Source organism: Luteimonas sp. 9C, from assembly GCF_902506295.1.
Taxonomy (GTDB): Bacteria; Pseudomonadota; Gammaproteobacteria; order Xanthomonadales; family Xanthomonadaceae; genus Luteimonas.
In genome coordinates, this window is the sequence record NZ_LR733312.1 from 2529107 (window position 1) to 2555104 (window position 25998).

General features: G+C 67.8%; 23 protein-coding genes. 15 read left to right on the plus strand and 8 right to left on the minus strand.

Annotated features, from left to right (window positions below; all coding sequences use genetic code 11):
- Positions 1-135: 135 nt before the first annotated feature.
- From CURTO8I2_RS11555 to CURTO8I2_RS11565, 3 genes are all read left to right on the plus strand, one after another.
- Positions 136-819, plus strand: coding sequence for a C39 family peptidase (locus CURTO8I2_RS11555; RefSeq protein ID WP_236551088.1), 684 nt, complete (start codon positions 136-138; stop codon positions 817-819).
- A 13-nt stretch (positions 820-832) separates the two neighbouring features.
- Positions 833-1594: a hypothetical protein gene (locus CURTO8I2_RS11560; RefSeq protein WP_236551089.1), complete on the plus strand. Its 762-nt coding sequence runs from the start codon at positions 833-835 to the stop codon at positions 1592-1594.
- A 115-nt stretch (positions 1595-1709) separates the two neighbouring features.
- Positions 1710-3017: a hypothetical protein gene (locus tag CURTO8I2_RS11565; protein WP_343161357.1), complete on the plus strand. Its 1308-nt coding sequence runs from the start codon at positions 1710-1712 to the stop codon at positions 3015-3017.
- Between the two features lie 49 nt (positions 3018-3066).
- On the opposite strand, the gene CURTO8I2_RS11570 is transcribed toward CURTO8I2_RS11565, so the two are convergent.
- Entirely contained in the window at positions 3067-4380 is a 1314-nt protein-coding gene (locus CURTO8I2_RS11570; protein WP_159681674.1) for a sigma-54 dependent transcriptional regulator, read from the minus strand.
- A 205-nt stretch (positions 4381-4585) separates the two neighbouring features.
- Here CURTO8I2_RS11570 and CURTO8I2_RS11575 point away from each other — a divergent pair, with 205 nt between their 5' ends.
- The 3 genes from CURTO8I2_RS11575 (at position 4586) to CURTO8I2_RS11585 (ending at position 7260) form a co-directional block, all read left to right on the plus strand.
- Entirely contained in the window at positions 4586-5680 is a 1095-nt protein-coding gene (locus CURTO8I2_RS11575; protein WP_159681216.1) for a PA0069 family radical SAM protein, read from the plus strand.
- A 129-nt stretch (positions 5681-5809) separates the two neighbouring features.
- Positions 5810-6829 carry an ATP-binding protein gene (locus CURTO8I2_RS11580; RefSeq protein ID WP_159681217.1) on the plus strand — a complete coding sequence of 340 codons (1020 nt, stop codon included), beginning with the start codon at positions 5810-5812 and terminating at the stop codon, positions 6827-6829.
- The gene (locus tag CURTO8I2_RS11585; RefSeq protein ID WP_159681218.1) at positions 6826-7260 is read left to right on the plus strand and encodes a response regulator; all 435 of its coding nucleotides are present in this window, start codon (positions 6826-6828) and stop codon (positions 7258-7260) included. The genes CURTO8I2_RS11580 and CURTO8I2_RS11585 overlap by 4 nt, the downstream gene beginning before the upstream one ends.
- Positions 7261-8070: 810 nt before the next feature.
- On the opposite strand, the gene CURTO8I2_RS11590 is transcribed toward CURTO8I2_RS11585, so the two are convergent.
- Both CURTO8I2_RS11590 and CURTO8I2_RS11595 read right to left on the minus strand, forming a co-directional pair.
- Positions 8071-8775 carry a 2OG-Fe(II) oxygenase gene (locus tag CURTO8I2_RS11590; RefSeq protein WP_159681219.1) on the minus strand — a complete coding sequence of 235 codons (705 nt, stop codon included), beginning with the start codon at positions 8773-8775 and terminating at the stop codon, positions 8071-8073.
- Complete coding sequence (locus CURTO8I2_RS11595; protein ID WP_159681220.1) at positions 8772-9806, minus strand: class 1 fructose-bisphosphatase; 1035 nt, start codon at positions 9804-9806, stop codon at positions 8772-8774. The genes CURTO8I2_RS11590 and CURTO8I2_RS11595 overlap by 4 nt, the downstream gene beginning before the upstream one ends.
- 168 nt (positions 9807-9974) lie before the next feature.
- Between CURTO8I2_RS11595 and CURTO8I2_RS11600 the strand changes: the two genes are divergently transcribed.
- The 3 genes from CURTO8I2_RS11600 (at position 9975) to CURTO8I2_RS11610 (ending at position 14068) form a co-directional block, all read left to right on the plus strand.
- Positions 9975-11180: an amino acid aminotransferase gene (locus tag CURTO8I2_RS11600; RefSeq protein ID WP_236551090.1), complete on the plus strand. Its 1206-nt coding sequence runs from the start codon at positions 9975-9977 to the stop codon at positions 11178-11180.
- Between the two features lie 300 nt (positions 11181-11480).
- A complete protein-coding gene (gene azu / locus CURTO8I2_RS11605) occupies positions 11481-11936 on the plus strand; it encodes an azurin (protein ID WP_159681222.1) in 456 nt (151 codons plus the stop codon).
- Positions 11936-14068, plus strand: a complete 2133-nt coding sequence (locus tag CURTO8I2_RS11610; protein ID WP_159681223.1) for a TonB-dependent receptor — start codon at positions 11936-11938, stop codon at positions 14066-14068. Before azu ends, CURTO8I2_RS11610 begins: the two co-directional genes overlap by 1 nt.
- Before the next feature lie 70 nt (positions 14069-14138).
- On the opposite strand, the gene phhA is transcribed toward CURTO8I2_RS11610, so the two are convergent.
- Complete coding sequence (phhA, locus tag CURTO8I2_RS11615) at positions 14139-15038, minus strand: phenylalanine 4-monooxygenase (RefSeq protein ID WP_159681224.1); 900 nt, start codon at positions 15036-15038, stop codon at positions 14139-14141.
- Between the two features lie 126 nt (positions 15039-15164).
- Between phhA and CURTO8I2_RS11620 the strand changes: the two genes are divergently transcribed.
- The 6 genes from CURTO8I2_RS11620 (at position 15165) to CURTO8I2_RS11645 (ending at position 21005) form a co-directional block, all read left to right on the plus strand.
- On the plus strand, positions 15165-15638 hold the full coding sequence (locus CURTO8I2_RS11620) for an Lrp/AsnC family transcriptional regulator (protein ID WP_159681225.1): 474 nt from the start codon (positions 15165-15167) through the stop codon (positions 15636-15638).
- A gap of 165 nt (positions 15639-15803) precedes the next feature.
- Positions 15804-17213 (plus strand): type I glutamate--ammonia ligase, encoded by a 1410-nt coding sequence (glnA, locus tag CURTO8I2_RS11625; RefSeq protein WP_159681226.1) that lies wholly within the window; start codon positions 15804-15806, stop codon positions 17211-17213.
- Between the two features lie 430 nt (positions 17214-17643).
- Positions 17644-18348, plus strand: coding sequence for a TorF family putative porin (locus CURTO8I2_RS11630; RefSeq protein ID WP_159681227.1), 705 nt, complete (start codon positions 17644-17646; stop codon positions 18346-18348).
- Between the two features lie 28 nt (positions 18349-18376).
- Positions 18377-18715: a P-II family nitrogen regulator gene (locus tag CURTO8I2_RS11635; protein ID WP_159681228.1), complete on the plus strand. Its 339-nt coding sequence runs from the start codon at positions 18377-18379 to the stop codon at positions 18713-18715.
- Positions 18716-18734: 19 nt separating this feature from the next.
- Positions 18735-20111 carry an ammonium transporter gene (locus tag CURTO8I2_RS11640; RefSeq protein ID WP_159681229.1) on the plus strand — a complete coding sequence of 459 codons (1377 nt, stop codon included), beginning with the start codon at positions 18735-18737 and terminating at the stop codon, positions 20109-20111.
- Between the two features lie 138 nt (positions 20112-20249).
- Positions 20250-21005 carry an N-acetylmuramoyl-L-alanine amidase gene (locus CURTO8I2_RS11645; protein ID WP_236551091.1) on the plus strand — a complete coding sequence of 252 codons (756 nt, stop codon included), beginning with the start codon at positions 20250-20252 and terminating at the stop codon, positions 21003-21005.
- A gap of 728 nt (positions 21006-21733) precedes the next feature.
- Here CURTO8I2_RS11645 and CURTO8I2_RS11650 read toward each other — a convergent pair.
- The 4 genes from CURTO8I2_RS11650 to queF all read right to left on the minus strand — a co-directional run bounded on the left by CURTO8I2_RS11650 (position 21734) and on the right by queF (position 25834).
- Positions 21734-23965 carry an NADP-dependent isocitrate dehydrogenase gene (locus tag CURTO8I2_RS11650; RefSeq protein ID WP_159681231.1) on the minus strand — a complete coding sequence of 744 codons (2232 nt, stop codon included), beginning with the start codon at positions 23963-23965 and terminating at the stop codon, positions 21734-21736.
- 271 nt (positions 23966-24236) lie between these two features.
- On the minus strand, positions 24237-24701 hold the full coding sequence (locus tag CURTO8I2_RS11655) for a hypothetical protein (protein WP_159681232.1): 465 nt from the start codon (positions 24699-24701) through the stop codon (positions 24237-24239).
- Between the two features lie 25 nt (positions 24702-24726).
- Complete coding sequence (locus tag CURTO8I2_RS11660) at positions 24727-24924, minus strand: LysM peptidoglycan-binding domain-containing protein (RefSeq protein WP_201295505.1); 198 nt, start codon at positions 24922-24924, stop codon at positions 24727-24729.
- A gap of 76 nt (positions 24925-25000) precedes the next feature.
- On the minus strand, positions 25001-25834 hold the full coding sequence (queF, locus tag CURTO8I2_RS11665; RefSeq protein WP_159681234.1) for an NADPH-dependent 7-cyano-7-deazaguanine reductase QueF: 834 nt from the start codon (positions 25832-25834) through the stop codon (positions 25001-25003).
- Positions 25835-25998 lie beyond the last annotated feature (164 nt).

The following is a 25998-nucleotide window of genomic DNA, read 5'->3' on the forward strand; positions in this document are numbered from 1 at the left end:
CGCCACATGCCCCGTGGCGCGGGGCCTTCCTTCGAAGGTGGTGACTTCCATTGCCGGAGGCTGGCGCAGGTCCGGCAATGGAAGTCACGCGATGCCCGCAACGGGTGTCAGGAGACCCACGCAATGCGTCCTCGCATGACCTGTTTCGCACTGGCACTGTTCGTCCTGGCCGCGCCGGGGCAGGCGGCCGACGTGGCCTTCCACGGCATCCTGCCCAATGGCGCGGTGATGCCGGTCAACGTGGAAAGCATGCGCGAGGCGCGCTATCGCAACATCGTGCGTCAGCACACCGACTACAGCTGCGGCGCGGCGGCGCTGGCGACGGTGCTCAAGTTCGCCTACCGGCTGGATGTCGACGAGGCGACCGTCATCGAAGGAATGATGGGTCTGGCCGATCCGGAGATCGTGCAGTCCCGCGGGTTCTCGCTGCTGGACATCAAGCGGTACGTGGAATCGCTGGGCATGCGCGGCCGCGGCTACCGCATCGAGGAAGATCGCCTGCGCGCGTTGCGCGTGCCGGGCCTGGTGCTGATGGACGTGCGCGGCTTCCGCCACTTCGTGGTGCTCAAGCAGGTCAGTGGCGATTACGCGGAAGTCGCCGATCCGATCCTCGGCAACCGCAGCGTGCCGATGGCGGAGTTTCTGGAGTCGTGGCCGTCGCGGGCCATTTTCATCGTCATAGGAAGTGACTTCGACCGTTCGAGCGCGCTGTTGCAGCCGGTCGAGCGCCCGAGCGCGAAGCGGCTGTTCGCGCGTCAGGGACCGGTGACCGATGCCGAGCTGCTGGATTTCGGCTTCAGCCATGCGGACCTGTTCTGACAGGAGACACGAGATGCGTACTTACACGACATGGCTGGTGGCCATCGCCCTGGGCGCGAGCATCGCGCCGGCGTGGTCCAGCGATGTGGCGACACCCGCGCGCGCCAATGGCCTGCGCGAAATTCCCGACAGCGAGCTCGGCGCGATGCGCGGACGCTACATCGTCGGCGACAACCGCGTCGCCTGGTTCGGCGTGACGATGGTGTCGAACTGGGTGACCAGTGCCGGCCAATCGATCCAGGGCGCGGTGAAGCTGGGTTTCGATCTGCGTGGCGCGAAACCGGAGGTCAGCTTCCAGCCCAGCGTCACGATCACCGAACAGACACCGGCGCTGGCCGCCGCTACGGGCACCGGCGAAGTCGACGCGTCCGGACTCGCCAATGTCGGCGGACTGGTGCAGAGCGTGCAGGTCGCCGGCGACGGCAACATCGCGCGCAACGGCATGTCGCTGCAGGTGCGCGATGGCGACAGTCCCGTCGCGGCCGCGAACACCGGCAGCACGACGGTCGCCGACATGACGCTGGGCGGCGCGCACGCACGGGCGTCGCTCGAAGACGGCGGCGCGCGGATCCTGTTGCAGGTGGCCGGTCAGGGCGCCGCGGAGCAGTGGATCGATGCACGTTCGATCGGCCAGAGCATCCAGCTCGCCGGCAACGGCCAGGCGGTCGGCAACCAGTTGCAGCTGGAGCTCGTGCGCCAGTCGGTGCCGTCCAGCCAGACCATCCACCAGAACCTGATCCAGGCCATCGGCATGACACGTGCCGGCGGCATCTGAGGCAGGCACACACACGCGTCGATGCGGGAGGGGCACCTTGGAATCGACACCGACACGCGCGCGACGGCCACTGGCCATCGCGCTGGGAATCGCGCTGCTGTGGCCGACGGTCGGCATGGCGCAGGACAGCGGCCAGATCACCGCGGAAGACCGCGCGCGCATGCAACAGTTGTTGCAGGAGCTGCAGTCGCTGAAGCAGGACTACGCGCAGGAAGTGCGTCGGCTGCGCGAACTCGACATGCAGATCCAAGCGCTGCAGTCGCGCGTCGCGGGGGTGGCGCCCGCCACTGCTCCGCGTGACGCGCCGCAGATGGCCGCGCAACCGGTCGCGCCTGCACCGGTGTCGTCGACGCCATCGACCAGTTCGCCGCTGCCGGCCAATACGGCTGCGGCGCCGGCACCGCGCGGCGACGACGGCTATGCCAGCACTGCCGAGGATGCGCAGCGCGCCCAGGAAGCCGAGTCGCGCAGCGTCGCCGACGTCAAACAGCAGAGCACCGCGCTGTTCAACCGCCGGCTCACGCTGGAGAACGGCATCAGCTACAACCGCTACGACCGCAAGCAGGTCACCCTCAACGGCTTCCTTGCGCTGGATGCGATCTTCCTCGGCAACATCGCGATCGAGAACGTCGAGTCCGACACGGTGAACTACAACTTCGCCGCGCGCTGGGGCGTTTCGCCGCGGTTGAGCCTCAACCTGGACGTGCCCTACATCGCACGCAAGACGGTCTACCAGAAGGGCGGCGCAGGCGGCGCGGCGGCAGCGATCGCGCAGGAGGAGACCGACGGCAACGGCCTGGGCGACATCAGTGCGAGCGCGAACTGGAAGCTGTTCGGCGAGCGCGGCCCGTGGCCGGAGACCGTACTCAATGTCGGCGTCACCGCGCCGACCGGCCGCGAGCCCTACGGCATTCCGTGGCGCGTGCTCGAGCGCGACTCCGACAACTTCATCCGCTTCGCGGTGCCCGAGGAACAGCCCACCGGCAACGGCCTGTGGCAGGCGACCGTGGGTCTGTCGGCGGTCAAGACCACCGATCCGGCGATCCTCTTCGGCAATATCGGATACGTGCGCTCGTTCGCCAATGACTTCGCCGACCTCGACAACAATCCGGACACCACCAACCCCGGTCGCGTGCAACTGGGGGATGCGTTCTACTTCGGTGCCGGCGTGGCGTTCGCGTTCAACGAGCGCACCAGTCTGAGCATCTCCTTCAGCGACCGCCTCAACGCGCGTGCGCGGACGCGCTACGAGGGCGCCGACTGGGTGAAGCTGATCGGCAGTGATGCGAACGCCGCGACGATGAGCCTGGGCGTGACGCATGCGATGACGCCGAACGCGACCTTTGTCGGCGTGCTGGGCATCGGCCTGACCCCGGATGCGCCGGACTTCAACCTGACGGTGAAGGTGCCCTACTCGCTGTAGGACCGGTCTGCCGTGCAGGCGCGCGCCTGCACGCGGACGCCGCAGGGCTTCAACGGAACGCTTCCAGCGACACGCCGTGCTTGCGGCATAGGCGGTAGATCGTCACGCGCGACACGCTGAGGCGGCGCGCGCTGGCACTGACGTTGCAACCCGTCGCGCGCAATGCATCGAGCAGGGCATCGCGCTCGGTCCGGTCGCGGCGATGGTCGAGCGCGACGACCTTGGCGTTCGACGCGCCGAGTTCGAGATCCGCCGGTTCGATCAAGGCATGCTCGGCGACCACCGCCGCGCGACGCACGCGGTTGAGCAGTTCGCGCACATTGCCCGGCCACGCATGCTGACGCAGACATTGCCGCGCGGCCGCGCTGAAGCCGCGCGCCTGCACCGAATGGCCCGCGCGGAATTCATCGAGGAATTGGCGCGCGAGCAGTTCGACATCGGCGCCGCGCGCACGCAGCGGCGGCAGCTGCAGCCGCAGCACATCGAGGCGGTAGTACAGATCCTGGCGGAACCGGCCGGCGGCGATCGCCGCTTCCAGATCCACGTGGGTCGCGGCGAGCACGCGCACGTCGACGCGGATCGCATGATTGCTGCCGACGCGTTCGATGGTGCCTTCCTGCAGCACGCGCAGCAGATTGGTCTGCGCATCGAGCGGCAGATCGCCGATCTCGTCGAGAAACACGGTGCCGCCGTCGGCCGATTCGAACAGACCCATGCGCCGCGTCGCCGCGCCGGTGAACGCGCCGCGTTCGTGGCCGAACAGTTCCGATTGAACCAGCGTCGGCGAGATCGCGCCGCAGTTCATCGCCACGAACGGGCGCGCGCGCCGGCCGGACAGATCGTGCAGCGCATGCGCCGCGAGTTCCTTGCCAGTGCCGGACTCGCCGGTGATCAGCACCGGTAGTTCGACGTCGGCGTAGCGATGCAGCAGGGCGCGCACGCCGAGCATCACCGCGCTCTCGCCGCCCACGCTGGCGATGTCGCGCCGCGGGCTGGCGAGCAGCGTCGCGAGCGCGGCGTCCAGCGCGCCGGGCTCGAGCGGCTGGGGCAGGCGTCCGCCGCAGCGGGCGAGCACGCGCTGGCAGGCCGGATCGACCAGGTCGGTCGTGTCGTCGGTCAGCGCCAGGCTGGGCAGGTCGGCATGCTCGGCCAGCACGTCTTCCAGCGCGGCCAGCTGCGCGGCATCGGCGCCGCGCAGGTCGACGACCGCGATCACCAGATCGCCGCCCCGCATGCCCACCTGGACGCAGGCCTCGGGCCGCGCGACGCGCAGATGCCAGCCGCTGGCCGCGAACACCGCCTCCTCGCGGGCGCTCGGCCGCCCGAACCACACCGCGCAGCGCTGGGCGCGCGGCGCCGTCATCGTGCCCACGGCGCCGTCCCATGCAGCCGCGCGCGTCCGCCGGCCGGTGCCGGCGCGAACCTGTCAGACATGCCCCTCTCCATTCGATGCCCCCGACTGTCAGTCCGGTCCAACGCCGGGAGCGGCGACAGGCGGACACGCCGGGGCGCCCGCGTCCAGGCCGGTCGTCGCACAGGCTGAGACGGCAGGCGCCCAGACTCCAGCCATGAGTTCACACGCGCCACCCCCTGTTCCCGTCGCCCGCAAGGGACGCGGCAGCGCGTCGTGGGTGGCGGGCCGCTTCGAGAAGCGCGCCGCGGTGGCCGAAGACGACGGCTGGGACGCCCTGCAACTGCAGCAGGACGATGCGATCGCGCCGGCCACCGTCGTGACCGAAGAACGCGCGCGCAGCATCGTCAGCCGCAACGCCTCGCCCGACATCAGCTTTTCGCAATCGGTGAATCCCTACCGCGGCTGCGAGCACGGCTGCGTCTACTGCTTCGCCCGTCCCTCGCATGCCTATCTGGACCTGTCGCCGGGCCTGGATTTCGAGACCCGCCTCTACGCCAAGACCAATGCCGCCGAACGCCTGCGTGCCGAGTTCGCCCGCCCCGGCTACGTCTGTTCGCCGATCGCGCTGGGCATCAACACCGACGGCTACCAGCCGATCGAACGCCGCTACGGGCTGACCCGTGCGCTGATCGAGGTGATGGCCGAGGCCCGGCACCCCTTCAGCATCGTCACCAAGAGCGCGAACGTGGTGCGCGATCTGGACCTGCTGGCGCCGATGGCGGCCGAAGGCCTGGTGACGGTGCATTTCTCGGTGACCTCGCTGGACAACCGGCTGTCCGCCCGCATGGAGCCGCGGGCCGCCGCGCCGCATGCCCGCCTGCGGGCGATGCGCACGCTGGCCGAAGCCGGCGTGCCGGTGGGTGTGCTCGTGGCGCCGGTGGTCCCGATGATCAGCGACGGGGAGCTCGAAGCCATTCTCGGCGCCGCCCGCGAGGCCGGTGCCGGCAGCGCCGCGTACGTGCTGCTGCGGCTGCCCAACGAACTCAAGGCGGTGTGGCGGGAGTGGCTCGACCTGCATTACCCCGAGCGCGCCGCCCACGTCATGAGCCTGCTGCAGCAGATGCACGGCGGCCGCGACTACGACAGCACCTTCGGTCACCGCATGCGGGGACAGGGACCGTTCGCCGAGCTCATCGCCGCGCGTTTCGCCCGCGCCCGGCGCGCGCTGGGATTCGCGCGCCTGCCGCCGTTGCGCACCGACCGTTTCGTGCCGTTGCGACCGGCATCGCCCCAGGGCGAACTGTTCTAGCGACGCATTCACGTTGCCTGCACCTCGCGTCAACGTGGCGGTCTTCTACACTGCGCGGTCCCCGTCAGACGCCCCGTTGCAATGTCCGATGCCGCTCCACTGCGGAACGCCGCCGAAGCCGGCGCGTCCGTGGACCTGATCGATCAGCTGCCCAGCGGTCTCGCCGTGCTCACGGCCGACGGACGCTGGCTGCGCGCCAACACCGCGCTGGCCACGCTGCTGGGAACATCGCCGGCCATGCTGGCGGGCCAGGCCGCACATCGCGACCGTCTGCCCGGCGTCGCCGACCGGATCGACGCCGCGCTCGCCCGGCTGCCCCTGGCCGACGACACCCTGCGTGACGTCCAGATGCCGGAGGACGCCCGGGGCCGGCACCTGCGTCTGAGCCTGCGCCCGTTGCCCGACGGGACCGCGCTGCTGCAACTGGACGATGACACCGCACTCAAGCGTCTCGAAGCGCAGCAGGAAACCCTGGCCTTCGGCATTTCGCACGAACTGCGCGCGCCGGTACGCGCGATCGAACAGTTCGCGCGCCGGCTGCTCGCCCAGGACGCCGCCGCCGATCCGCAGACCGCTCGTGATCACCTGCAGCGGATCCAGCACGCCTCCGGCCATGCCGGCGGCCTGATCGACGCCCTGCTCGAAACGATGCGCGCCTCGCGTCCGCCACGCGCATCGGCCGCGGTCGACATCAGCCTGCTCGGCGACTGGATCTGCGCCGAACTCCAGGACGCCGATCCCGGCCGCGTCGCCGACATCCACATCGCCCCGGACCTGTGGGCCTGGGGCGACGAGCATGCGCTCAAGCAGCTGCTCGGCAAGCTGCTGCACAACGCCTGGAAGTTCTCCGCGCACCGCGACACCGTGCGCATCAAACTGACCGGCGAGGTGGTCGGCGACCGCCTGCAACTGCGCCTGCGCGACGCCGGGCGCGGTTTCGACATGCGCTATGCTGAACGACTGTTCGTGCCGTTCAGGCGCCTGCACAGCGCCGACGACGGGGCCGGACACGGCCTCGGCCTCGCCATCGCCCAGCAGCTGGCGCGTGCGCAGGGCGGACACATCCGCGTGGAATCGGAACCGGACGCCGGCACCACCTTCTTCATCGAACTGCCGGCGGTGCCGGACGAGGACGCAGCCGCGCCATGAGCGACCACACGATCCTGCTGATCGAAGACAACCCCGACGACGCGGAACTCACCCGCATCGCGTTCGCCGAAGCCGCCATCGACAGCCAGCTGGTCGTCGTCGGCGACGGTGCCGAGGCGCTGGACTACCTGTTCGCCCAAGGCAAGTACGCCGCGCGCGATGCAGCCGACCTGCCGTCGATCGTGCTGCTCGATCTCAACCTGCCCAAGCTCGACGGCCGCGAAGTGCTGCAGGCCCTGCGCGCGAACCCCGCGACCCGCGGTCTGCCGGTCGTCGTGCTGACCACCAGCACCGAGCCCTTCGACGTCGAAGCCAGCTACGCGCTGGGCGTCAACAGCTACATCCGCAAGCCGGTGGACTTCAAGAAGTTCGTCGAGGTGGTGAAGCAGATCGGGCTGTACTGGCTGGTATTGAACCACCCGCGGGGGTGATGGCGGGTTCCGGGGTTCCGACTGGTGAGGCGGTCTGACACCATCTGATGCGAGCAGCGTCTCGCTCGCAGTGCGTGTGCCGCGTGCCGTTTGTGGCGTGCACAGACGAGACGCGATGTCTACTTTCGCCTTGATCGCTTTTGTTTTTGTTTTTTGCGTTTGCCTTGCTTTGGCTTGGCTCTAACTCTTGATTTGAATCGAGCCGTAGAGCGAGCCGAGCATCGCAGGGCGACGGGGTCGAAGAGCAGCCCATGTCTGAGCGCAGCGAGTTTGGGCTGCGTGCCCCGTCGCCCGAGAAGCACAGGGGACCACCGCGGTTTTATCGCGGCGGATCGCGTCCGGCGAAGACGGTTTTGCTTACTTTTGCCAAGACAAAAGTAAGCCGCGCGACAGCGCGGAAGCCCTGTCCTTGATCTTCGCCCTAGGGCGAGGTTGTCTGAAAAGATCGAATCCAACGATTCAAGCCAAGCCAGAGCCAAAGGTTCGAGCGAACAGCAAGTACAGAGCTTTCGCCCGCTGCGCGTGCGAGTCCCTTTTGGATGGACCCAAAAGGAACCAAAAGGTCCCTTCGCCGGACGCGAGCCGACGCGGTGAAGCCGCGTCGGTGCCCTCCGCGCCTCGCCTGACGCGGCACGCAGCCCAAACTCGCTGCGCTCAGACATGGGCTGCTCTTCGGCCACGCCAGGCTCCGGTGCTCGGCTCGCTTTACGGCTCGATTTCAGATCAAGAGCCGAAAGCAAAAGCAAAAATAGCAGCCCTCACCCGATGCGCTGCGCGCATCGACCTCTCCCGGAGGGAGAGGTACTCGGATCAACTGCCCCCGTACAACGTCTCCGACCGCTGGAACAGAATCCAGCTCGTCGCGATGACCTTGTCGCCGTTCTGCGGTCGGTTGCCGCGATGGGTGTGGGTGAAGGCGGTCGGTGCGATCAGCAGGTCGCCGGTGCGCGGGGCGATCTTGCGATGCTGGAACAGGAATTCGGTTTCGCCGGCGTCGAAGCCGTCGTTGAGGTAGAGCGTCCACAACAGATGCCGATGCAGGGTTTCGCCGCTGGCGTCGCGTGGGTAGAGCTCGCAGTGCCAGTACGGGTAGCCGCCCTCGCCGGCCGCGTACCACTGCAGGTTGATCGCACCCGGGCGCAGGCAGGTCTGCAGCAGGCCGCCGAGGCGCTGGTCGTCCATCGTCGGGAAGTCGTCGGCTCCCAGGCGGCGCAGTGCGCCATCGCTGCCCGGCTGCTGCAGCATCAGCGGGGCGATCAGGGTCTGCGGATACTTGCGCAGGTAGGCCATCAGGCCGGCGTAGACCGCGACGTTGAGCTGTTGCACCACGTCGGCCCAGTCGGGGCGGTCGTTGATCGACAGGTCGCGGCTGCGCTTGAGTTCGGGATACACGCCGCCGCCGATCTCGCCGGCTTGCAGATCCGGGCTGGCCCGCAGCCGCGCGACGATCGCCGCGCAGGCGTCGGCCGACAGCGCGCCCGGGGTCACTTCGATGAAATCGGCGGGCGCGCTCATGCGGCGGCGCTGTCGTGCTGCAGGTGGTAGCGGGTCGCGGTCTCCACTTCGTCCTTCGAGCCCAAGAACACCGGCACGCGCTGATGCAGGGACGTCGGGGCGATGTCGAGGATGCGCGTCCGGCCGTTGGTCGCCGCGCCGCCGGCCTGCTCGACCAGCATGGCCATGGGATTCGCTTCGTACATCAGCCGCAGCTTGCCGGGCTTGGCCGGGTCCTTGCGGTCCCAGGGATAGATGAAGATGCCGCCACGGGTCAGGATGCGGTGCACGTCGCCGACCATCGCCGCGACCCAGCGCATGTTGAAGTCCTGGGCGCGCGGGCCGTCCTGACCGGCCAGCAGATCGTTGACGTACGCCTGCGTCGGCGCTTCCCAGTGGCGCTGGTTGGACATGTTGATCGCGAACTCGCGGGTCTGCGCCGGGATGCGCATGTGGCCGGTCGTCAGCACGAACGAGCCCTGCTCGCGGTCCAGCGTGAACGCGTGCGTGCCATGGCCGATGGTCAGCACCAGCATGGTGCTCGGGCCGTACAGGCAGTAGCCGGCCGCGACCTGGGTGCTGCCGGCCTGCAGGAAATCGTGGTCCTGCGCCGCGCTGACGCCTTCCGGGCAGCGCAGCACCGAGAAGATCGTGCCGACGCTGGCGTTGATGTCGATGTTGGAACTGCCGTCGAGGGGGTCGAACACCAGCAGGTAATTGCCGCGCGGGAAGGCGTCGGGAATCTGCTGGCAATGCTCCATCTCCTCCGAGGCGCATGCGGCGAGATGGCCGCCCCAGGCATTGGCCTCGAGCAGGATCTCGTTGCTGATCACGTCGAGTTTCTTCTGCGCCTCGCCCTGCACGTTGATGCTGTCGCCGCCACCGGCGGCCGCAGCCTCGCCCAGCACATCGCCCAGCGCGCCTTTGCCCACGGCCACCGAGATGCGCTTGCAGGCGCGCGCCACCACTTCCAGCAGCAGGCGCAGATCCGGGGTCACGTGGCCCGAGCGCTGTTCCTCGATCAGATGGCGGGTCAGGGAAATGCTGGGCATGCGCGGGCGGTCCTGGGCGGCGGGGAGACCGGCATTGTCGCGCCAAAGGCGATGGCTGTCCCACGGCGAAGATCGCGCCAGTGGGCGGGGGCCGGTATTCTGGGCGGGTTTGGTCGCTGGCGACACGCGCGACCGGCCCCCTCCCCTCCGTCGTGCAGGCAGTCTCCCGTGTCCTCCTTCTTCGCGAACGTCGAACTCGTCCCCGGTGATCCCATCCTCGGCCTGACCGAGGCCTACAACGCCGATCCGCGTACCACCAAGGTCAATCTGGGCGTCGGCATCTACTACGACGAAGCCGGCCGCATCCCCGTGCTCGACGCGGTGCGCGAGGTCGAACAGCGCCTGGCCGCCGAAGCCAAGCCGCGCGGCTACCTGCCGATCGACGGCATGCCCGACTACACCAGGACCACCCGCGAGCTGCTGTTCGGCGTGGATTCGCCGCTGCTGGCCGCGGGCCGCGTCGCCACTACCCAGACCATCGGCGGCAGCGGTGCGCTGCGCACCGGCGCGGACCTGCTGAAGAAGGTGCTGCCGCACACGACCATCGCGATCAGCAACCCCAGCTGGGAGAACCATCGCGCGGTGTTCGGCGCGGTCGGCTTCGACGTCGTCGACTACACCTATTTCGATACCGCCACGCACGGCGTCGACTTCGCCGGCATGCTCGCCGACCTGCGCACGCTCGAGGCCGGCACCGTCGTGCTGCTGCACGCCTGCTGCCACAACCCGACTGGCGCCGACCTCACCGTCGACCAGTGGCGCCAGGTCATCGAGGTGCTGCGCGAGCGCGCGCTGTTTCCATTCATCGACATGGCCTACCAGGGCTTCGACAAGGGCATCGACGAAGATGCCGCGGCGGTGCGCCTGCTGGCCGAGTCGGGCATCGCGACCTTCGTCGTGGCCAGTTCGTATTCCAAGTCGTTCTCGCTCTACGGCGAGCGCGTCGGCGCGCTGACCGTGGTCTCGGCCGACGCCGACGAGAGCAAGCGCGTGCAGTCGCAGATCAAGCGCATCATCCGCGCGAACTATTCGAGCCCGTCGACGCATGGCGCCGCGCTGGTGGCCGGCGTGCTCGGCAGCAGCGAACTGCGCGCGCGCTGGGAAACGGAACTGGGCCAGATGCGCGAGCGCATCCACGCCCTGCGTGCGGGCCTGGTCGAGAAACTCGCCGCCAACGGCGCGCCCGAATTCGCCTTCATCGGCGAGCAGGCCGGCATGTTCTCGTACTCCGGCCTGAGCCGCGCCCAGGTCGATCGCCTGCGCGACGAGTTCGGCATCTACGCCGTCGGCACGGGCCGCATCTGTGTGGCTGCGTTGAGCCTGAAAAATCTGGATTACGTGGCCGAAGCCGTCGCGGCGGTCAGCCGCGGCTGAGGACGGACGTCAGCCTGCCCGGTGACGGGCAGGTGGCTCGCGGGTCGTGCACCGCGTGTCGCAGGCAGGTGCCGACGCTGCGGTGTCGGCGCCGCGGGCGTCTGCAATCGCGATGGCGGACGCGCGACCGGTGATGGAGCGCGGCGCGCGCTGACGCGACAACCGGCGCCGCTGCGCCGCCGTCGACGGGTGGGCGAACAGTCCCTGCGACATTCCGTCCCGGGCCGTTCACGCCGGCCTTTGCGACAATGCGCGACGCGATGCGTCGCATCACACCCCCCCGATTTCCCCGGAGATGTCATGCCGAACCGCGTCTTGCGCGGCGCGCTCGCGCTGCTGCTGTTGTTGCCCGCTACCGGTGCGTTCGCGCGGACCTGCGATCTGTCGATCGGCAGCAACGATGCGATGCGCTTCGACACGAACGAGCTGCGGGTCGCCGCCGATTGCACCCAGGTGCGGCTCACCCTGCGCCACACCGGGCGGCAGATGGCCGCGGCCATGGGCCACAACTGGGTGCTGACCCGCACGGCGGACTATCGCCCGGTCGCGATCGCCGGCGGCCGCGCAAACCTCGCCAGCAGCTATCTGCCCGCCGGCGACACGCGCGTCATTGCGCACACGAAGGTCATCGGTGGCGGCCAGACGACGACCATCACCTTCCCCACCGCCGCTCTGACGCGCGGCGGTGACTACACCTTCTTCTGCTCGTTCCCCGGCCACTGGAACGTGATGCGCGGCAAGCTGGTGTTCGGCTGATGCGCGCGGCCCCCACCGCGCTGGCAATCGCGCTATCGCTGATCCTGCTCTCGCCCGGCTTCGCGCACGCACAGGCGGCGCGCGATGCCCCCACCACACTCGAACGCGTGCGCGTCGATGCGACGCGCCTGCGCGGGGTCAGCGATTTCGACACGCCGGCCTCGGTCGATGCGATCCGCCTCGACGACGCGGACAGCAACCGCGCCGGCACCGTCGCGTCCGAACCGCTGTCGGGCGTGCCCGGCCTGCTCGCGCGCGACCGGCAGAACCACGCGCAGGACACGCAGCTGTCGATCCGCGGTTTCGGCGCACGTTCCACGTTCGGCGTGCGCGGCGTGCGCCTGTTCGCCGACGGCATTCCGGCGTCGATGCCCGACGGCCAGGGCCAGCTCTCGCATTTCAGTCTGGTCGGCGGCGACCGCATCGAGATCATGCGCGGCCCGTTCTCGGCGCTGTACGGCAACTCCTCGGGCGGTGTCGTGCAGCTGTGGAGCGCCGACGGGCAGCCCGGCGATCCCTGGCGGTTCAAGGCCAGCCACGGACGCGACGACACGACCAGCCTGTCGACGCAGCTGCGCGGTGGTACGGAGGCGGTCGGCTACAACCTCGCGCTGTCGCGGTTCGACACCGACGGCTGGCGCGACCACAGCGCCGCGCGACGCGATTCGGCGAACGCGAAATTGCGCTTCGATTTCGGTGATCGTCGCCGGCTCGATCTCGTCGCCAACCATGTCGACATCGATGCGCAGGATCCGCTCGGCCTGACCGCCGCGCAGGTGCGCGAGAACCCGCGCCAGGTCGCGTCGGTCGCGCGCCAGTTCGACACGCGCAAGACCGTACGCCAGAGCCAGGCCGGCGCGGTCTACGAACACGGCATCGGCGAGGCGCATACCGTGCGCGCGATGGCCTACGGCGGCGAGCGCGCGGTGGTGCAGTACCTGCCGATTCCGCCTGCTGCGCAGGGCAATCCGTTGAACTCGGGCGGCGTCATCGATCTCGACAACCGCTACGGCGGGCTGGATCTGCGCTGGAGCTGGGAAGGCACGCTGGCCGGGCGTCCGCTCGAGGCGACGGTCGGCGCGAACGCCGATCGCCAGCGTCAGGACCGTCAGGGCTTCGAGAATTTCGTCGGCGACACGCTCGGCGTGCGCGGACGGCTGCGCCGCGACGAGCGCAACACCGTCGAGAACCGCGACCAATTCGCACAGCTCTACTGGACCTTCGCGCCGCGCTGGTCGTTGCTGGCAGGCGTCCGCCACAGCGAGGTGGAGTTCGTCTCGCGCGACGCGTTCGTGACCGCCACCAACCCGGACGACAGCGGCCGTATCGCGTTCCGCCAGACCTCGCCAGTCGCGGGCGTCACGTTCGCGCCGCGCGAGGATCTGCGCGTCTACGCCTCCGCCGGGCGCGGCTTCGAGACGCCGACCTTCAACGAACTCGGCTATCGCGCCGACGGCGGCGCCGGGCTCGCGTTCGATCTCGCGCCGGCGGTCAGCGACAACCTCGAGATCGGCAGCAAGTGGCAGGCGCGTTCGGGCACCACGCTCAACGCCGCGCTGTTCCGCGCCGACACCGACGACGAGCTCGCGGTCGCGCGCAATGTGGGCGGCCGCAGCAGCTTCCAGAACATCGGCCGCGCGCGGCGCCAGGGTGCGGAGCTGTCGCTGCGCCAGCCGCTGGGCGACGCCTTCGATCTAAGCATTGCCGCGACCTGGCTCGATGCGACCTTCCGCGACGACTATCGCGTCTGCACCGGCGTCGGATGCACCGTGCCGGCCACGCCGGTCGCGGCCGGCGCGCGCATTCCGGGTGTGCCGGCGAAACAGCTGTTCGCGCGGCTGGACTGGAGCGGCGGGCCATGGAGCGCGGCGATCGAAGGCGTGGGCGTGGGCGATGTCGTCGTAGACGATCTCGCGACCGGACGCGCGGCCGGTTACGCGCTGCTGCACCTGGAAGGCGCGCGGCGTTGGCGGTTCGATGCCGGCGAACTGCGGACCTTCGTGCGCGTCGACAACGTGCTCGACCAGGCCTACATCGGCTCGGTGATCGTCAACGAAGGCAACGGCCGGTTCTACGAACCTGGCCCCGGGCGCGGGGTGATGCTCGGCGCGCAGTGGACGTGGAATCGCTGAGACGCCGATGTCGCGTGCGTACGTCACGCGCCGCAAGGAAACGGGTCAGCGCGAACGCCGACCCGGGCCTTCAGACATCCCCACCCGCCGTCCAGCCCTCGCCCGTCCCGCGGTGGAACACGCGATCCTCCTCGCGCACCGTCCCCGCGCCCACCGTGTCCTGCTGCGCTAGGCGCGCATAGATCGGGGTGAAGTCGGGCCGCGTCGCATCCATCAGCTGTTCGAAGCTGTCGATGACGAAGTAGGTCTTCTGGTAGGTGTCGATGCGGTAGCGCGTGCGCATGATGCGCTCCAGATCGAAGCCGATGCGGTTGGGCGCATCCGATTCCAGCGAGTAGATCGACTCGCCCTTCGACGACACGATGCCGGCGCCGAAGATGCGCAGCCCATCCGCCTGCTGGATCAGGCCGAACTCGACCGTGTACCAGTACAGCCGCGTAAGGTTCTGCAGCGCGTCCGGGCCGATGCCGTGCGCCTTGACGCCGCCCTTGCCGTAGGCCTCCATGTAATCGGCGAACACCGGATTCATCAGCAGCGGCACGTGGCCGAACAGGTCGTGGAAGAGATCGGGCTCCTCGATGTAGTCGATCTGGTCCGGGCGGCGGATCCACCACGTCACCGGAAAGCGGCGGTTGGCGAGATGGTCGAAGAAGTCGAGCTCCGGCAGCAGGCCTTCGACGCCGAGCAGCGTCCAGCCGGTGGCGGCTTCGAGCACTGCGTTGAGCTCGGTGAACTTCGGAATCGTGTCCGGGGTCATGCCCATCGCGTCCTGCGCCTGCAGGAATTCATCGCAGGCGCGGCCGACCAGCAGTTCGCGCTGGCGCGCGTAGAGCGTCGCCCAGGTCGCGTGGTCGTCGGCGCTGTAGGTGTCCCAGGGCTGTTCGACGATGCCGGTGGCATAGACCGGCACGCGGCCCTTGTCGGTCTGCAGGTTCTCGACGCGGCGCGGTGTGTTCGGCTGGGCGGACATGGCGACTCCGGTAACTTCCGTGATCCCCGACGATAGCGCCGATGCCGTGCAACAGGCTTGCGTCGTTGCAGGCTGACGTCTGATTCGCGCAATAATCGTGCGTCGAACGTCAATTCAGGACAACACATGGCCGCCGCCGAGCTCGACCGCACTGATCTGCTGCTGCTGGCCGAGCTGCAGCGCCATGGCCGGCTGACCAATGCCGACCTCGCCGAGCGCGTCCACCTCTCGCCCTCGGCATGCCTGCGCCGGGTGCAGCGGCTGGAACGCGACGGGGTGATCGCCGGCTACCGCGCCGAAGTGAGTGCCGAGCGTCTGGGGCTCGGCCTGCAGGCGTTCGTGCGCGTGCAGCTCAAGCATCACGACAGCGCCGCGGTGGCCGGCTTCGCGTCGCTGGTCAACGGCTGGGAAGAGGTGGTGGCCTGCCACGCGCTGACCGGCGACATGGACTACCTGCTTCAGGTGGTGGTGCGCGATCTCGAACACTTCTCCCGCTTCCTGCTCGACCGGCTGCTCAACCAGCCCGCGGTGGACGACGTGAACTCGAGCTTCGTCCTGCGCACGGTCAAGGCAGACCGCGGCCTGCCCCTGCCGGGTTGACGCACCATACAGGTGCATTCCGCGCCGCAACGCACCATTCCGGTCCCCGCATCCCGCGCGGGCGCCCATGTCCGGGTGCCAAGTCATTGATTCGAAAGAGGTGCGCGGTTGGCACGGCGATTGCGTATGTACAGCTCACAATCAATACGCAAGGCGGTCTGCCCCATGTCCACCGAAAACCTCGAGAAGCTGATCAAGGACCACAAGATCGAGTTCGTCGATCTGCGGTTCACCGACATGCGCGGCGTGCAGCATCACGTCACGTTCCCGAAGTCGATCATCGAGCCCGGCCTGTTCGAAGACGGCAAGATGTTCGACGGCTCGTCGATCAGCGGCTGGAAGGGCATCCAGAATTCCGACATGGTGCTGCTGCCCGATGCGTCCACCGCGTTCGTCGATCCGTTCACCGCCGATCCGACGCTGGTCATCACCTGCGACATCCTCGACCCGACCACGATGCAGTCGTATGAGCGCGACCCGCGCGGCATCGCCAAGCAGGCCGAGGCGTTCCTGAAGTCCAGCGGCATCGCCGACCAGGCGTTCTTCGGTCCCGAGCCCGAGTTCTTCATCTTCGATTCGGTGCGCTACGCGAACGAGATGGGTCACACCTTCTTCCACATCGAATCCGAAGAAGCGCACTGGAACTCGGCCAAGGAGTACGAAGGCGGCAACAGCGGCTACCGTCCCGGCATCAAGGGCGGCTACTTCCCGGTCGCACCGCTCGATTCGTTGCACGACATCCGCGCCGAGATGTGCAAGACGCTGGAACAGGTCGGCATCGAAGTCGAAGTGCACCATCACGAAGTCGCGAACGCGGGCCAGTGCGAGATCGGCACGCGCTTCAACTCGCTGGTCAAGAAAGCCGACGAGCTGCAGACGATGAAGTACATCATCAAGAACGTCGCCTTCCGCAACGGCAAGACCGCGACCTTCATGCCCAAGCCGATCGTGGGCGACAACGGCAGCGGCATGCACGTGCACCAGAGCCTCGCCAAGGGCGGCACCAACCTGTTCACCGGTGACGGCTACGGTGGCCTGAGCCAGATGGCGCTGTGGTACATCGGCGGCATCTTCAAGCACGCCCGCGCGATCAACGCGTTCTCCAACGCGTCGACCAATTCCTACAAGCGTCTGGTGCCGGGCTTCGAAGCGCCGGTGATGCTGGCCTACTCGGCGTCGAACCGCTCGGCCTCGTGCCGCATTCCCTACGTCGCCAACCCGAAGGCGCGCCGCATCGAAATGCGCTTCCCCGATCCGATGCAGTCCGGCTACCTGACCTTCGCCGCGCTGATGATGGCGGGTCTGGACGGCATCAAGAACCAGATCGATCCGGGCGGCCCGAGCGACAAGGATCTCTACGACCTGCCGCCCGAGGAAGAGAAGAACTTCCCGACCGTCTGCCACTCGCTGGACCAGGCACTCGACGCACTCGACCAGGACCGCGACTTCCTCAAGGCCGGTGGCGTGTTCTCCGACGACTTCATCGATGCCTACATCGCGCTGAAGATGAAGGAAGTCACCGCGTTCCGCGGCGCGACCCATCCGCTCGAATACCAGATGTACTACGCGATCTGATGCATATCCGGAACGTCATTGTCGTGGTGTCGGCGGGGCGGCTGTCCGGCCCGTCGCAGCGCGCCGGGCGTTCGTCGGGCACGCGCGGCAATGCCGCGCAGGCGTGCCCGTCTCACCCACTCGAATACCAGATGGTCCACGCGATCTGACGCACCACCACGGGGTCGGCCATTGGCCGGCCCCGTTGCGTTTCACCGCCCGATGGCGGCGCCTCCCTCCCCCACGGTGGGCGGCACCGCCGACAGGCATACGGAGTCCGGATTCAACCGATGGATCGGAAAGCGGCCGCACAGACGCCATAGAGCGTCGGTCGCGGCGACGGCAGCCAGGGGGCACGCCGGCGTCGAACGTTTCGCCTGCGACAAGAACAACAACAGACGCAGGTCGCATTGACCGGGGAGGGCTTTTTCATTCATTTGAGGAGCCTGTCATGTCGTCACGCAAGAACGCACTCGCCACACTGCTGTGCGCGGGTCTGCTGTCCGCCGGTGCCGCACACGCGGAAGTCTCCGGCTCGATCACGCTGACCAGCGATTACCTGTTCCGCGGCATCACCCAGACCGACGAACACCCTGCCCTGCAGGGCGGTGTCGAGTGGGCGCACGACAGCGGCTTCTACGTCGGCACCTGGGGCAGCAGCATCAGCTGGCTGTCCGACTCCGATCCCGACATCTCCAGCCAGCTCGAGCTCGACGGCTACGTCGGCTTCCGCGGCGATTTCGGCGATTCGGGTTTCGGCTACGACGTCGGCGCCGTGTATTACTGGTATCCGGGCAGCTATCCCGCCGGCTTCAACAAGGCCGACACCACCGAGCTCTACGCCGGTGTGAGCTGGCACATCCTCAGCGCGAAGTACTCGTACGCCGTCACCGATCTGTTCGGCATTCCCGACTCCGACGGCAGCAGCAATCTCGACGTCGCCGTCGGCTGGGAGTTCGCACCCAGCTGGACGCTCAACGGCGCCGTGGGCAAGCAGTGGGTCGCCGGCAGCGCGGGCACTGCGACGTACGCGTTCTGGTCGGCGGGTGTGGGCAAGTCGTTCGACAACGGCTTCGACATCGCACTGAACTTCAACGACAACGACCTGATCGGTCCCGACGACACCATCACCCTCGCCGTCACCAAGTCGTTCTGACGCGGCGCGCGCGCATCTGGAGACCCACATGAAACTGATCATCGCGATCATCCGCCCGTTCAAGCTCGACGAGGTCCGCGAGGCACTCGGCGAGGCCGGCGTCACCGGCCTGACCGTCACCGAGGTCAAGGGCTTCGGCCGACAGAAAGGCCATACCGAGCTCTATCGCGGCGCCGAGTACGTCGTCGATTTCCTGCCCAAGCTGAAGATCGAATGCGCGGTCAGCGACGACGTGTTCGAGGCGGCGATCGAGGCGATCACCAAGGCGGCGGGCACCGGCAAGGTCGGCGACGGCAAGGTATTCGTACTCGCCCTGGAACAGGCCCTGCGTATCCGCACCGGCGAAATCGGCGCCGACGCGCTCTGACCCCACGGAGATGTCTGAAATGAAAAAGATCGAGTCCCGCGGGTGGCAGACCCGGATGCAGGCGCTGTGCCTGATGCTGTTGTGTGCGTGCGCGTTGTTCGGCGTGGCAGGTGGCGCATTCGCGCAGGACCTGCCGGCGGCCGAAACCGCCGTGGCGGTGGTGGAAACGGCCGAGGCCGTGACGTTCGACAGCGGCAACGTGGCGTGGATGCTCACCTCCACGCTGCTGGTACTGCTGATGGTGGTGCCGGGCCTGGCGCTGTTCTACGGCGGCATGGTGCGCTCGAAGAACGTGCTGTCGGTGATCATGCAGGTGCTGGTGGTGTTCTCGGTGGTGATCATCCTGTGGGTGGCCTACGGCTACAGCGCAGCGTTCACCGAAGGCAACGCGTTCTTCGGTTCGTTCACCGAGAAAGCCTTCCTGCGCGGCATCACCGCGGAAACGGATGCGGGCGGTCTGCCGGAATTCCTGTTCATCGTGTTCCAGTCGACGTTCGCCGGTATCACCACGGCGCTGGTCGTCGGCTCCTTCGCCGAGCGCATCAAGTTTTCGGCGGTGCTGCTGTTCTCCATCCTGTGGGTGACGTTCGCCTACCTGCCGATGGTGCACATGGTGTGGAGCGGTGAAGCGGGCTTCCTCGCGCACAAGGGCGTGATCGATTTCGCCGGCGGCACGGTGGTGCACATCAACGCCGGTGTCGCCGGTCTGGTGGGCGCGTACTTCCTCGGCAAGCGTCTGGGTTACGGCAAGGAAGCGATCAAGCCGCACAGCGTGCCGTTCACCTTCATCGGCGCATCGCTGCTGTGGGTGGGTTGGTTCGGCTTCAATGCCGGCTCGGCGCTCGCGGCCGATGCCAGCGCGTCGCTGGCCATGCTCAACACCATGGTCGCCACCTCGGCCGGCGTGGTCGCCTGGAGCATCGTCGAAGCCTTCACCAAGGGCCGTCCGTCGGCACTGGGCGCGGCTTCGGGTGCGATCGCGGGTCTGGTCGGCATCACGCCGGCTGCGGGCACCGTGGGTCCGATGGGCGCACTGGTGATCGGTCTGGCCGCAGGCGCGCTGTGCGTGTGGGGCGTCACCGGTCTCAAGCGCCTGCTGCGCGCGGATGACAGCCTCGACGTGTTCGGCGTGCATGGCATCGGCGGCATCGTCGGCGCCCTGCTGACGGGTGTCTTCAGCGCACAGTCGCTGGGCGGCACCGAAGTCGATCTCGCGATCGGCGCGCAGGTATGGGTGCAGTTCATCAGCGTCGCGTTCACCGTGCTGTGGTGCGCCGTGGTCACCGCGGTGGTGATGCTAATCGTCAAGCTCGTCGTCGGTCTGCGCGTGACCGAGGACGAAGAACGCGAAGGTCTGGACATCGTCTCGCACGGCGAATCGGCCTACGAGAAGTAAGCGACACCCGGCGTCCGTGCAGTCGCGCGGACGCCGGCCATGAAAGCGGGGCCAGCGGGCGACGGCGGGGAAGGCCGGCGCCCGCTTTTTTGTGCGTGCGGGTTGCGCCGTCAGGCGTGTCGGGGTGCAATGCGGGGCATGTCGAAACTTCTGCTTGCGGCGATCCTCGCCCTGCTGCTCTCCGCCTGCGCCCACAACGCGCCGCGCAATCCGCTCGCCACCTGGGTGCCGTCGACCAATCACGATGCGCGTCGACCGGTGCTCGTGGTGCTGCATTACACCGAGCAGGACTCGGTGCAGCGCAGTCTCGACACGCTGCGTACTTCCAACAGCGGCGGCCGCGTGAGTTCGCATTACCTGATCGGCCAGAACGGCGAGCGCTATCAACTCGTGTCCGATCTCGACCGCGCCTGGCATGCCGGCGCCGGCAGCTGGGGCGCGGTGTCGGACGTGAACTCGGCCTCGATCGGCATCGAACTCGACAACAACGGCCGCGTGCCATTCACCGAACCGCTGGTCGAGAGCCTGTTGGTGTTGCTGGGCGATCTGAAAACGCGCTGGCGCATTCCGGCCGAAAACTTCATCGCCCACTCCGATCTCGCACCCGGCCGCAAGGTCGATCCGGGCGTGCATTTCCCGTGGAAGCGTCTCGCGCAACATGGCTACGGCGTCTGGCCACGCGACGACACACCGCCTGCGCCGGCGGACTTCGACGTGGTGCAGGCCTTGCGCGTCGTGGGGTATCCGGTGGATGACCTCGATGCGACGTCGCGGGCGTTCCGCTTGCGGTTCCGTGCGCTGGCCGATGGACCGCTGGATGCAGAGGATCAGCGGATCCTCTACGCGCTGGTGCAGGGGTGGACGATTCCGGCGGATGTGGCCGCGCAGCCGTAGCTTTGCCGTTGCCGTTGCCGTTGCCGTTGCCGTTGCCGTTGCCGTTGCCGTTGCCGTTGCAGCTGGAGCTGCTTTGTTTTTTCCAGATCTCGATGCCGCAGTAGCGACTGCAGACCCGTAGGGCGCCGCACAGGACGTGCGGCGTTTTCCGACCGAGGCAGGATGCCGAGTCGGAAAATCCCGGTGCGCTAAAAGCAGCGGGCTGTGGACGTGTCGGGGAGACGTTTTTCTTTGGTTCCGTTTCTTTTGGCGTCCACCAAAAGAAATGAACTCGGCCGCGTCAGCGGACGAAAGCGTTTGACGTTGCTACTTCGCCTATTCGCCTACGGCGACAAACAGGATCAAACGCTTCCACTCGCCTTGCGGCGAGTGGGTTCATTTCTTTTGCTGGCCCCACGCACGCAGTGCGAACGGCGCAGCCGGCCCCGGAGGGGCGAGCATCGAAGATGCGAGTCAAAGAAACGGAACCAAAGAAAAGGGCCAGCCCCGACGGAGCAAATCCGGCCAGTCATTCGTTCCGGGATTTTTCGACTCGCCATCCTGGCTCGGTCGAAAAACGCCGCACATCCATGTGCGGCGCCCTACGGGTCTGCGAGCGATGTAAGCGCGTCCCGAGAAAGCAAGAGCACAGCAACCGCAGAACAACTGCGATAGCCAACGCAAAAAGCAAAGCCCACAACGCAACAGGCCCGCCGAAGCGGGCCTGTCGATCACGTTGAAGCGAACGCTTACTGCTTGAGCGAATCGATCGCCGCATTGAGCGTCTGGCTCGGCCGCATCGCCTCGCTGACCTTCGCCAGATCCGGATGGTAGTAACCGCCGATCTCGACCGGCTTGCCCTGCGCGCCGTTGAGCTCGGACAGGATCGCCGCTTCGCCGTTCGTCAGCGCCTTCGCCACCGGTGCGAACGTCGCCTTCAGATCGGCATCATCGTTCTGGTCGGCCAGCGCCTGTGCCCAGTACTGGGCGAGGTAGAAGTGGCTGCCGCGGTTGTCGAGTTCGCCGACCTTGCGCGCCGGCGAGCGGTTCTCGTCGAGGATGCGGCCATTGGCCACGTCGAGCGCTGCGGCCAGCACCTTGGCCTTCGGGTTGTCGTAGGCGTTGCCCAGATGTTCGAGCGACGCGGCGAGTGCAAGGAACTCGCCGAGCGAATCCCAGCGCAGGTAGTTCTCTTCGACGAACTGCTGCACGTGTTTGGGTGCCGAGCCGCCAGCGCCGGTTTCGAACAGGCCGCCACCGGCCATCAGCGGCACGATCGACAACATCTTCGCGCTGGTGCCCAGTTCCATGATCGGAAACAGATCGGTCAGGTAGTCGCGCAGCACGTTGCCGGTGACCGAGATGGTGTCTTCGCCCTTGCGGATGCGATCGAGCGAGAACGTCGTCGCTTCGACCGGCGGCAGCACGCGCAGGTCGAGACCGGCGGTGTCGTGATCCTTGAGGTAGGTCTCAACCTTGGCGATCACCTGCGCATCGTGTGCGCGGCTCTTGTCGAGCCAGAACACGGCCGGCGTCTCGGACAGGCGCGCGCGGTTCACGGCGAGCTTCACCCAGTCCTGGATCGGCGCGTCCTTGGTCTGGCACATGCGCCAGATGTCGCCGCTCTCGACCGACTGCTCGAACACCAGGTTGCCGTCGGCATCGGTGACGCGCACCGTGCCGTCGCCGGGGATCTGGAAGGTCTTGTCGTGGCTGCCGTATTCCTCTGCCTTCTGCGCCATCAGGCCGACGTTGGGCACCGAGCCCATCGTCGTCGGATCGAGCGCGCCGTGCGTCTTGCAGTCGTCGATGACCGCCTGGAACACGTCGGCGTAGCAGCGGTCCGGAATCACGGCCTTGGCGTCCTGCAGCTTGCCGTCGGCGTTCCACATGCCGCCCGAGTCGCGGATCATCGCCGGCATCGAGGCATCGACGATGACGTCGGACGGCACGTGCAGGTTGGTGATGCCCTTGTCGGAATTGACCATCGCAAGCGCCGGGCGCGTCGCGTAGAGCGCGGCGATGTCGGCGCGGATCGCGTCCTGCTGGTCCTGCGGCAGGGTCTGGATGCGCGCATACAGATCGCCGATGCCGTTGTTGGCATCGAAGCCGACCTGGGCCAGCGCGTCGGCGTACTTGGTCAGCACGTCACGATAGAACGCCTCGACGACGATGCCGAACATGATCGGGTCGGAGACCTTCATCATCGTGGCTTTCAGGTGCAGCGAGAACAGCACATCCTGCGCCTTCGCGTCTTCGATCTGCGCTTCGATGAAGCTGGCGAGCGCCTTGCGCGACATCACCGCGGCATCGACGATCTCGCCGGCCTGCACCTTCACCGATTCCTTGAGCACCGTGGTCGCGCCGTCGCTGCCGACGAGTTCGATCTTCAGCGCGCCGGCTTTCTCGAGCGTCGCCGAACGCTCGCTGCCGTAGAAATCACCTTCGCGCATGTGCGCGACGTGCGACTTCGAGTCGCCCGACCACTTGCCCATGCGATGCGGATGCTTGCGCGCGAACGCCTTGACCGATTTCGGTGCGCGGCGGTCCGAGTTGCCTTCGCGCAGCACCGGGTTCACCGCGCTGCCCTTGGTGCGGTCGAAGCGCGCCTTGATGTCGGTCTCTTCGTCGGACTTCGGTGTGTCCGGGTAATCGGGCAGCGCGTAGCCCTGGCCCTGCAGTTCCTTGATCGCGGCCTTGAGCTGCGGTACCGAGGCACTGATGTTCGGCAGCTTGATGATGTTGGCTTCGGGCGTGGTCGCCAGCTGGCCGAGTTCGGCGAGATGGTCGCCGATCTTCTGGTCGTCGGTCAGCAGTTCCGGAAACTGCGCCAGGATGCGGCCGGCCAGCGAGATGTCGCGCGTTTCGACCGCGATGCCCGCCGGTTTGGTGAACGCCTCGACGATCGGCAGCAGCGACTGCGTCGCCAGGTACGGGGCTTCGTCGGTGAGCGTGTAGAGGATCTTCGGCGTATCGGACATGCGGGCGTGTCTCGTCTGGAAACGGGGGAATGCGTGGCCGGCGCGCGTCGCGGCATCCAGTGGCCGGGCGTGCCGGCGCGTCCGCGTGGAAGCCGGCAAGGGCCGGTGCGTGCGGACGACACAGCCCCTCGATTGTCGCGCGTTTGCACAGGTCGCGGAAGGCGCATGCCCGCGCGGAGACATACGGGACAGCATGGTGGGCGCCCCGGTTCGCCACGAAAAAACGCGGCCGGAGCCGCGTTCGTGTTCGAGCGGATGCGCGCGCTGTGGTCTATTTCACCGAGAACTCGCGCGTCTCCACCGCCGTGCCGTCGAGCGAGATCTCGAGCTTGTAGGTGCCGACCGGCCAGCCTTCGGGATGGGTGATGTCGAAGGCGATGACCTGCGGTCCGGCGGCGACATCGGCCTCGGTGGTGCGGACCAGCTGGCCCTCGCCGAACGTCCAGCGGGCGGCGAGCTTCGCCGCGCTTTCACCCTCGGTGCCGACCGACGCATAGATGGTGTCGGTGGTCGCGAACTCCGACGCCGGCGTCGACACGCGGTTCTGGTCGTCGACGGCGTTGCCGAGTTCGACGCTGGTCACCGTGGCCGGTGCAGGCGGCGTGGGCGCCGGCGGCGGTTCGGGCGCGGTGGGTGCAGGCGGCGGCGCCGTGGGGGGCGCATCGCGGTTGCAGCCGGCGAGCAGCAGCACGCCGCCGAGTGCGGCAGCCAGGGTCAGGACGACGGGTCGGGTCATGGAAGCTCCTGGAGTCGGGAATCGGTCACGCGGCCGGCAGCTGCAGCACCTGGCCGGCGTGGAGGGCATCGGGGTCGTCGAGCACGTCGCGGTTGGCATCGAACAGTTCGCGCCAGCGGTCCTGCGCGCCCAGTTCGGATTCGGCGATGCCGGACAGGCTGTCGCCCCTGCGCACGACATAGGTGCGCAGCGGGTCAGCGTCGGGCGTGCGGGTGGACATCATGGCCGGGCGTGCGTGGAAGCGACGGGGCAGGCTCCCACGCGGCGCGTTAAGAATCCATCGTGCGGCGCGCGGTCGCCTACTGCCGTTCGTCGCGCAGACGCGCGGGCATCGCATGGCCGGGCGTGGCGCGCCAGGGATTGATGTCGAGGCCACCGCGCCGCGTGTAGCGCGCTTCGACCGACAGCGCGTCCGGGCGGCAGCGCGCCAGCAGATCGACGAACACGCGCTCCACGCACTGTTCGTGGAACTCGGCGTGGTCGCGGAACGACACCAGATAGCGCAGCAGCGCGGCGCGATCGATGCGCGGCCCGCGATAGGCGATGTGCAGGCTGGCCCAGTCGGGCTGGCCGGTGACCGGGCAGTTCGACTTCAGCAGCGCCGAGGTCAGCTGTTCGTCGACCACGTCGCCGGCATCCGCGGCGAGCAGCGACGCGTCCGGCGGGCCGTAGCGGGTGATCTCGACATCGAGGGCATCGATCGATGCGCCGTCATGCGCGATGTCGGCCATCGCGGGCAACCCGAACACGACATCGACGCGCGCACCGGCGGACTGCGACAGGTCGTCGACGACGCGCGCAAGCACGGCGTCGGCGGTGTCGAAGCGCGTGTGGTTGAGCGAGTTGAGATAGAGCTTCAGTGACTTCGACTCGACCAGATGCGGCGAATCGCCCGGCACGGTGATCGTCGCCGTCGCCACGACCGGCTTGCCGCGCGCATCCAGCCAGCTCAGTTCGTAGGCATGCCAGCGGTCGTGGCCGATGAAGGGCAGGGCCGCATCGATGCCGATCTCGGCGCGCCCGAGCGTGCGCGCGATCGGGAACAGCAGGCCGGGATCGTAGTGACGCGGATAGGCGACCTCGCGGCCGAGCGGAATGGGCGGCGCGGCCGCGATGGGGGTTCGGGGGGACATGCGGGGAATTTTAGCGCCCGGGGGGCCGTGCGCGCCGTGCCGGCGTGGCACGGGCACCGCACGTCACCAGAGACCGTGCTCGACACCAGCCCACGTGGCGCGATGCGATGAAGTCCGCGGAAACGGCCCTCCGCCCCGACCACAGGCGATCGGAGCGGGCACGT

What these genes read in the sequence shown, in the direction of transcription:
- CURTO8I2_RS11555 (WP_236551088.1), top strand. Translation starts at nt 136, where the DNA reads ATGACCTGTTTCGCACTGGCACTGTTCGTCCTGGCCGCGCCGGGGCAG.
- CURTO8I2_RS11560 (WP_236551089.1), top strand. Translation starts at nt 833, where the DNA reads ATGCGTACTTACACGACATGGCTGGTGGCCATCGCCCTGGGCGCGAGC.
- CURTO8I2_RS11565 (WP_343161357.1), top strand. Translation starts at nt 1,710, where the DNA reads ATGGCGCAGGACAGCGGCCAGATCACCGCGGAAGACCGCGCGCGCATG.
- CURTO8I2_RS11570 (WP_159681674.1), bottom strand. Translation starts at nt 4,380, where the DNA reads ATGACGGCGCCGCGCGCCCAGCGCTGCGCGGTGTGGTTCGGGCGGCCG.
- CURTO8I2_RS11575 (WP_159681216.1), top strand. Translation starts at nt 4,586, where the DNA reads ATGAGTTCACACGCGCCACCCCCTGTTCCCGTCGCCCGCAAGGGACGC.
- CURTO8I2_RS11585 (WP_159681218.1), top strand. Translation starts at nt 6,826, where the DNA reads ATGAGCGACCACACGATCCTGCTGATCGAAGACAACCCCGACGACGCG.
- CURTO8I2_RS11590 (WP_159681219.1), bottom strand. Translation starts at nt 8,775, where the DNA reads ATGAGCGCGCCCGCCGATTTCATCGAAGTGACCCCGGGCGCGCTGTCG.
- CURTO8I2_RS11595 (WP_159681220.1), bottom strand. Translation starts at nt 9,806, where the DNA reads ATGCCCAGCATTTCCCTGACCCGCCATCTGATCGAGGAACAGCGCTCG.
- azu (WP_159681222.1), top strand. Translation starts at nt 11,481, where the DNA reads ATGCCGAACCGCGTCTTGCGCGGCGCGCTCGCGCTGCTGCTGTTGTTG.
- CURTO8I2_RS11610 (WP_159681223.1), top strand. Translation starts at nt 11,936, where the DNA reads ATGCGCGCGGCCCCCACCGCGCTGGCAATCGCGCTATCGCTGATCCTG.
- phhA (WP_159681224.1), bottom strand. Translation starts at nt 15,038, where the DNA reads ATGTCCGCCCAGCCGAACACACCGCGCCGCGTCGAGAACCTGCAGACC.
- CURTO8I2_RS11620 (WP_159681225.1), top strand. Translation starts at nt 15,165, where the DNA reads ATGGCCGCCGCCGAGCTCGACCGCACTGATCTGCTGCTGCTGGCCGAG.
- glnA (WP_159681226.1), top strand. Translation starts at nt 15,804, where the DNA reads ATGTCCACCGAAAACCTCGAGAAGCTGATCAAGGACCACAAGATCGAG.
- CURTO8I2_RS11630 (WP_159681227.1), top strand. Translation starts at nt 17,644, where the DNA reads ATGTCGTCACGCAAGAACGCACTCGCCACACTGCTGTGCGCGGGTCTG.
- CURTO8I2_RS11635 (WP_159681228.1), top strand. Translation starts at nt 18,377, where the DNA reads ATGAAACTGATCATCGCGATCATCCGCCCGTTCAAGCTCGACGAGGTC.
- CURTO8I2_RS11640 (WP_159681229.1), top strand. Translation starts at nt 18,735, where the DNA reads ATGAAAAAGATCGAGTCCCGCGGGTGGCAGACCCGGATGCAGGCGCTG.
- CURTO8I2_RS11645 (WP_236551091.1), top strand. Translation starts at nt 20,250, where the DNA reads ATGTCGAAACTTCTGCTTGCGGCGATCCTCGCCCTGCTGCTCTCCGCC.
- CURTO8I2_RS11650 (WP_159681231.1), bottom strand. Translation starts at nt 23,965, where the DNA reads ATGTCCGATACGCCGAAGATCCTCTACACGCTCACCGACGAAGCCCCG.
- CURTO8I2_RS11655 (WP_159681232.1), bottom strand. Translation starts at nt 24,701, where the DNA reads ATGACCCGACCCGTCGTCCTGACCCTGGCTGCCGCACTCGGCGGCGTG.
- CURTO8I2_RS11660 (WP_201295505.1), bottom strand. Translation starts at nt 24,924, where the DNA reads ATGATGTCCACCCGCACGCCCGACGCTGACCCGCTGCGCACCTATGTC.
- queF (WP_159681234.1), bottom strand. Translation starts at nt 25,834, where the DNA reads ATGTCCCCCCGAACCCCCATCGCGGCCGCGCCGCCCATTCCGCTCGGC.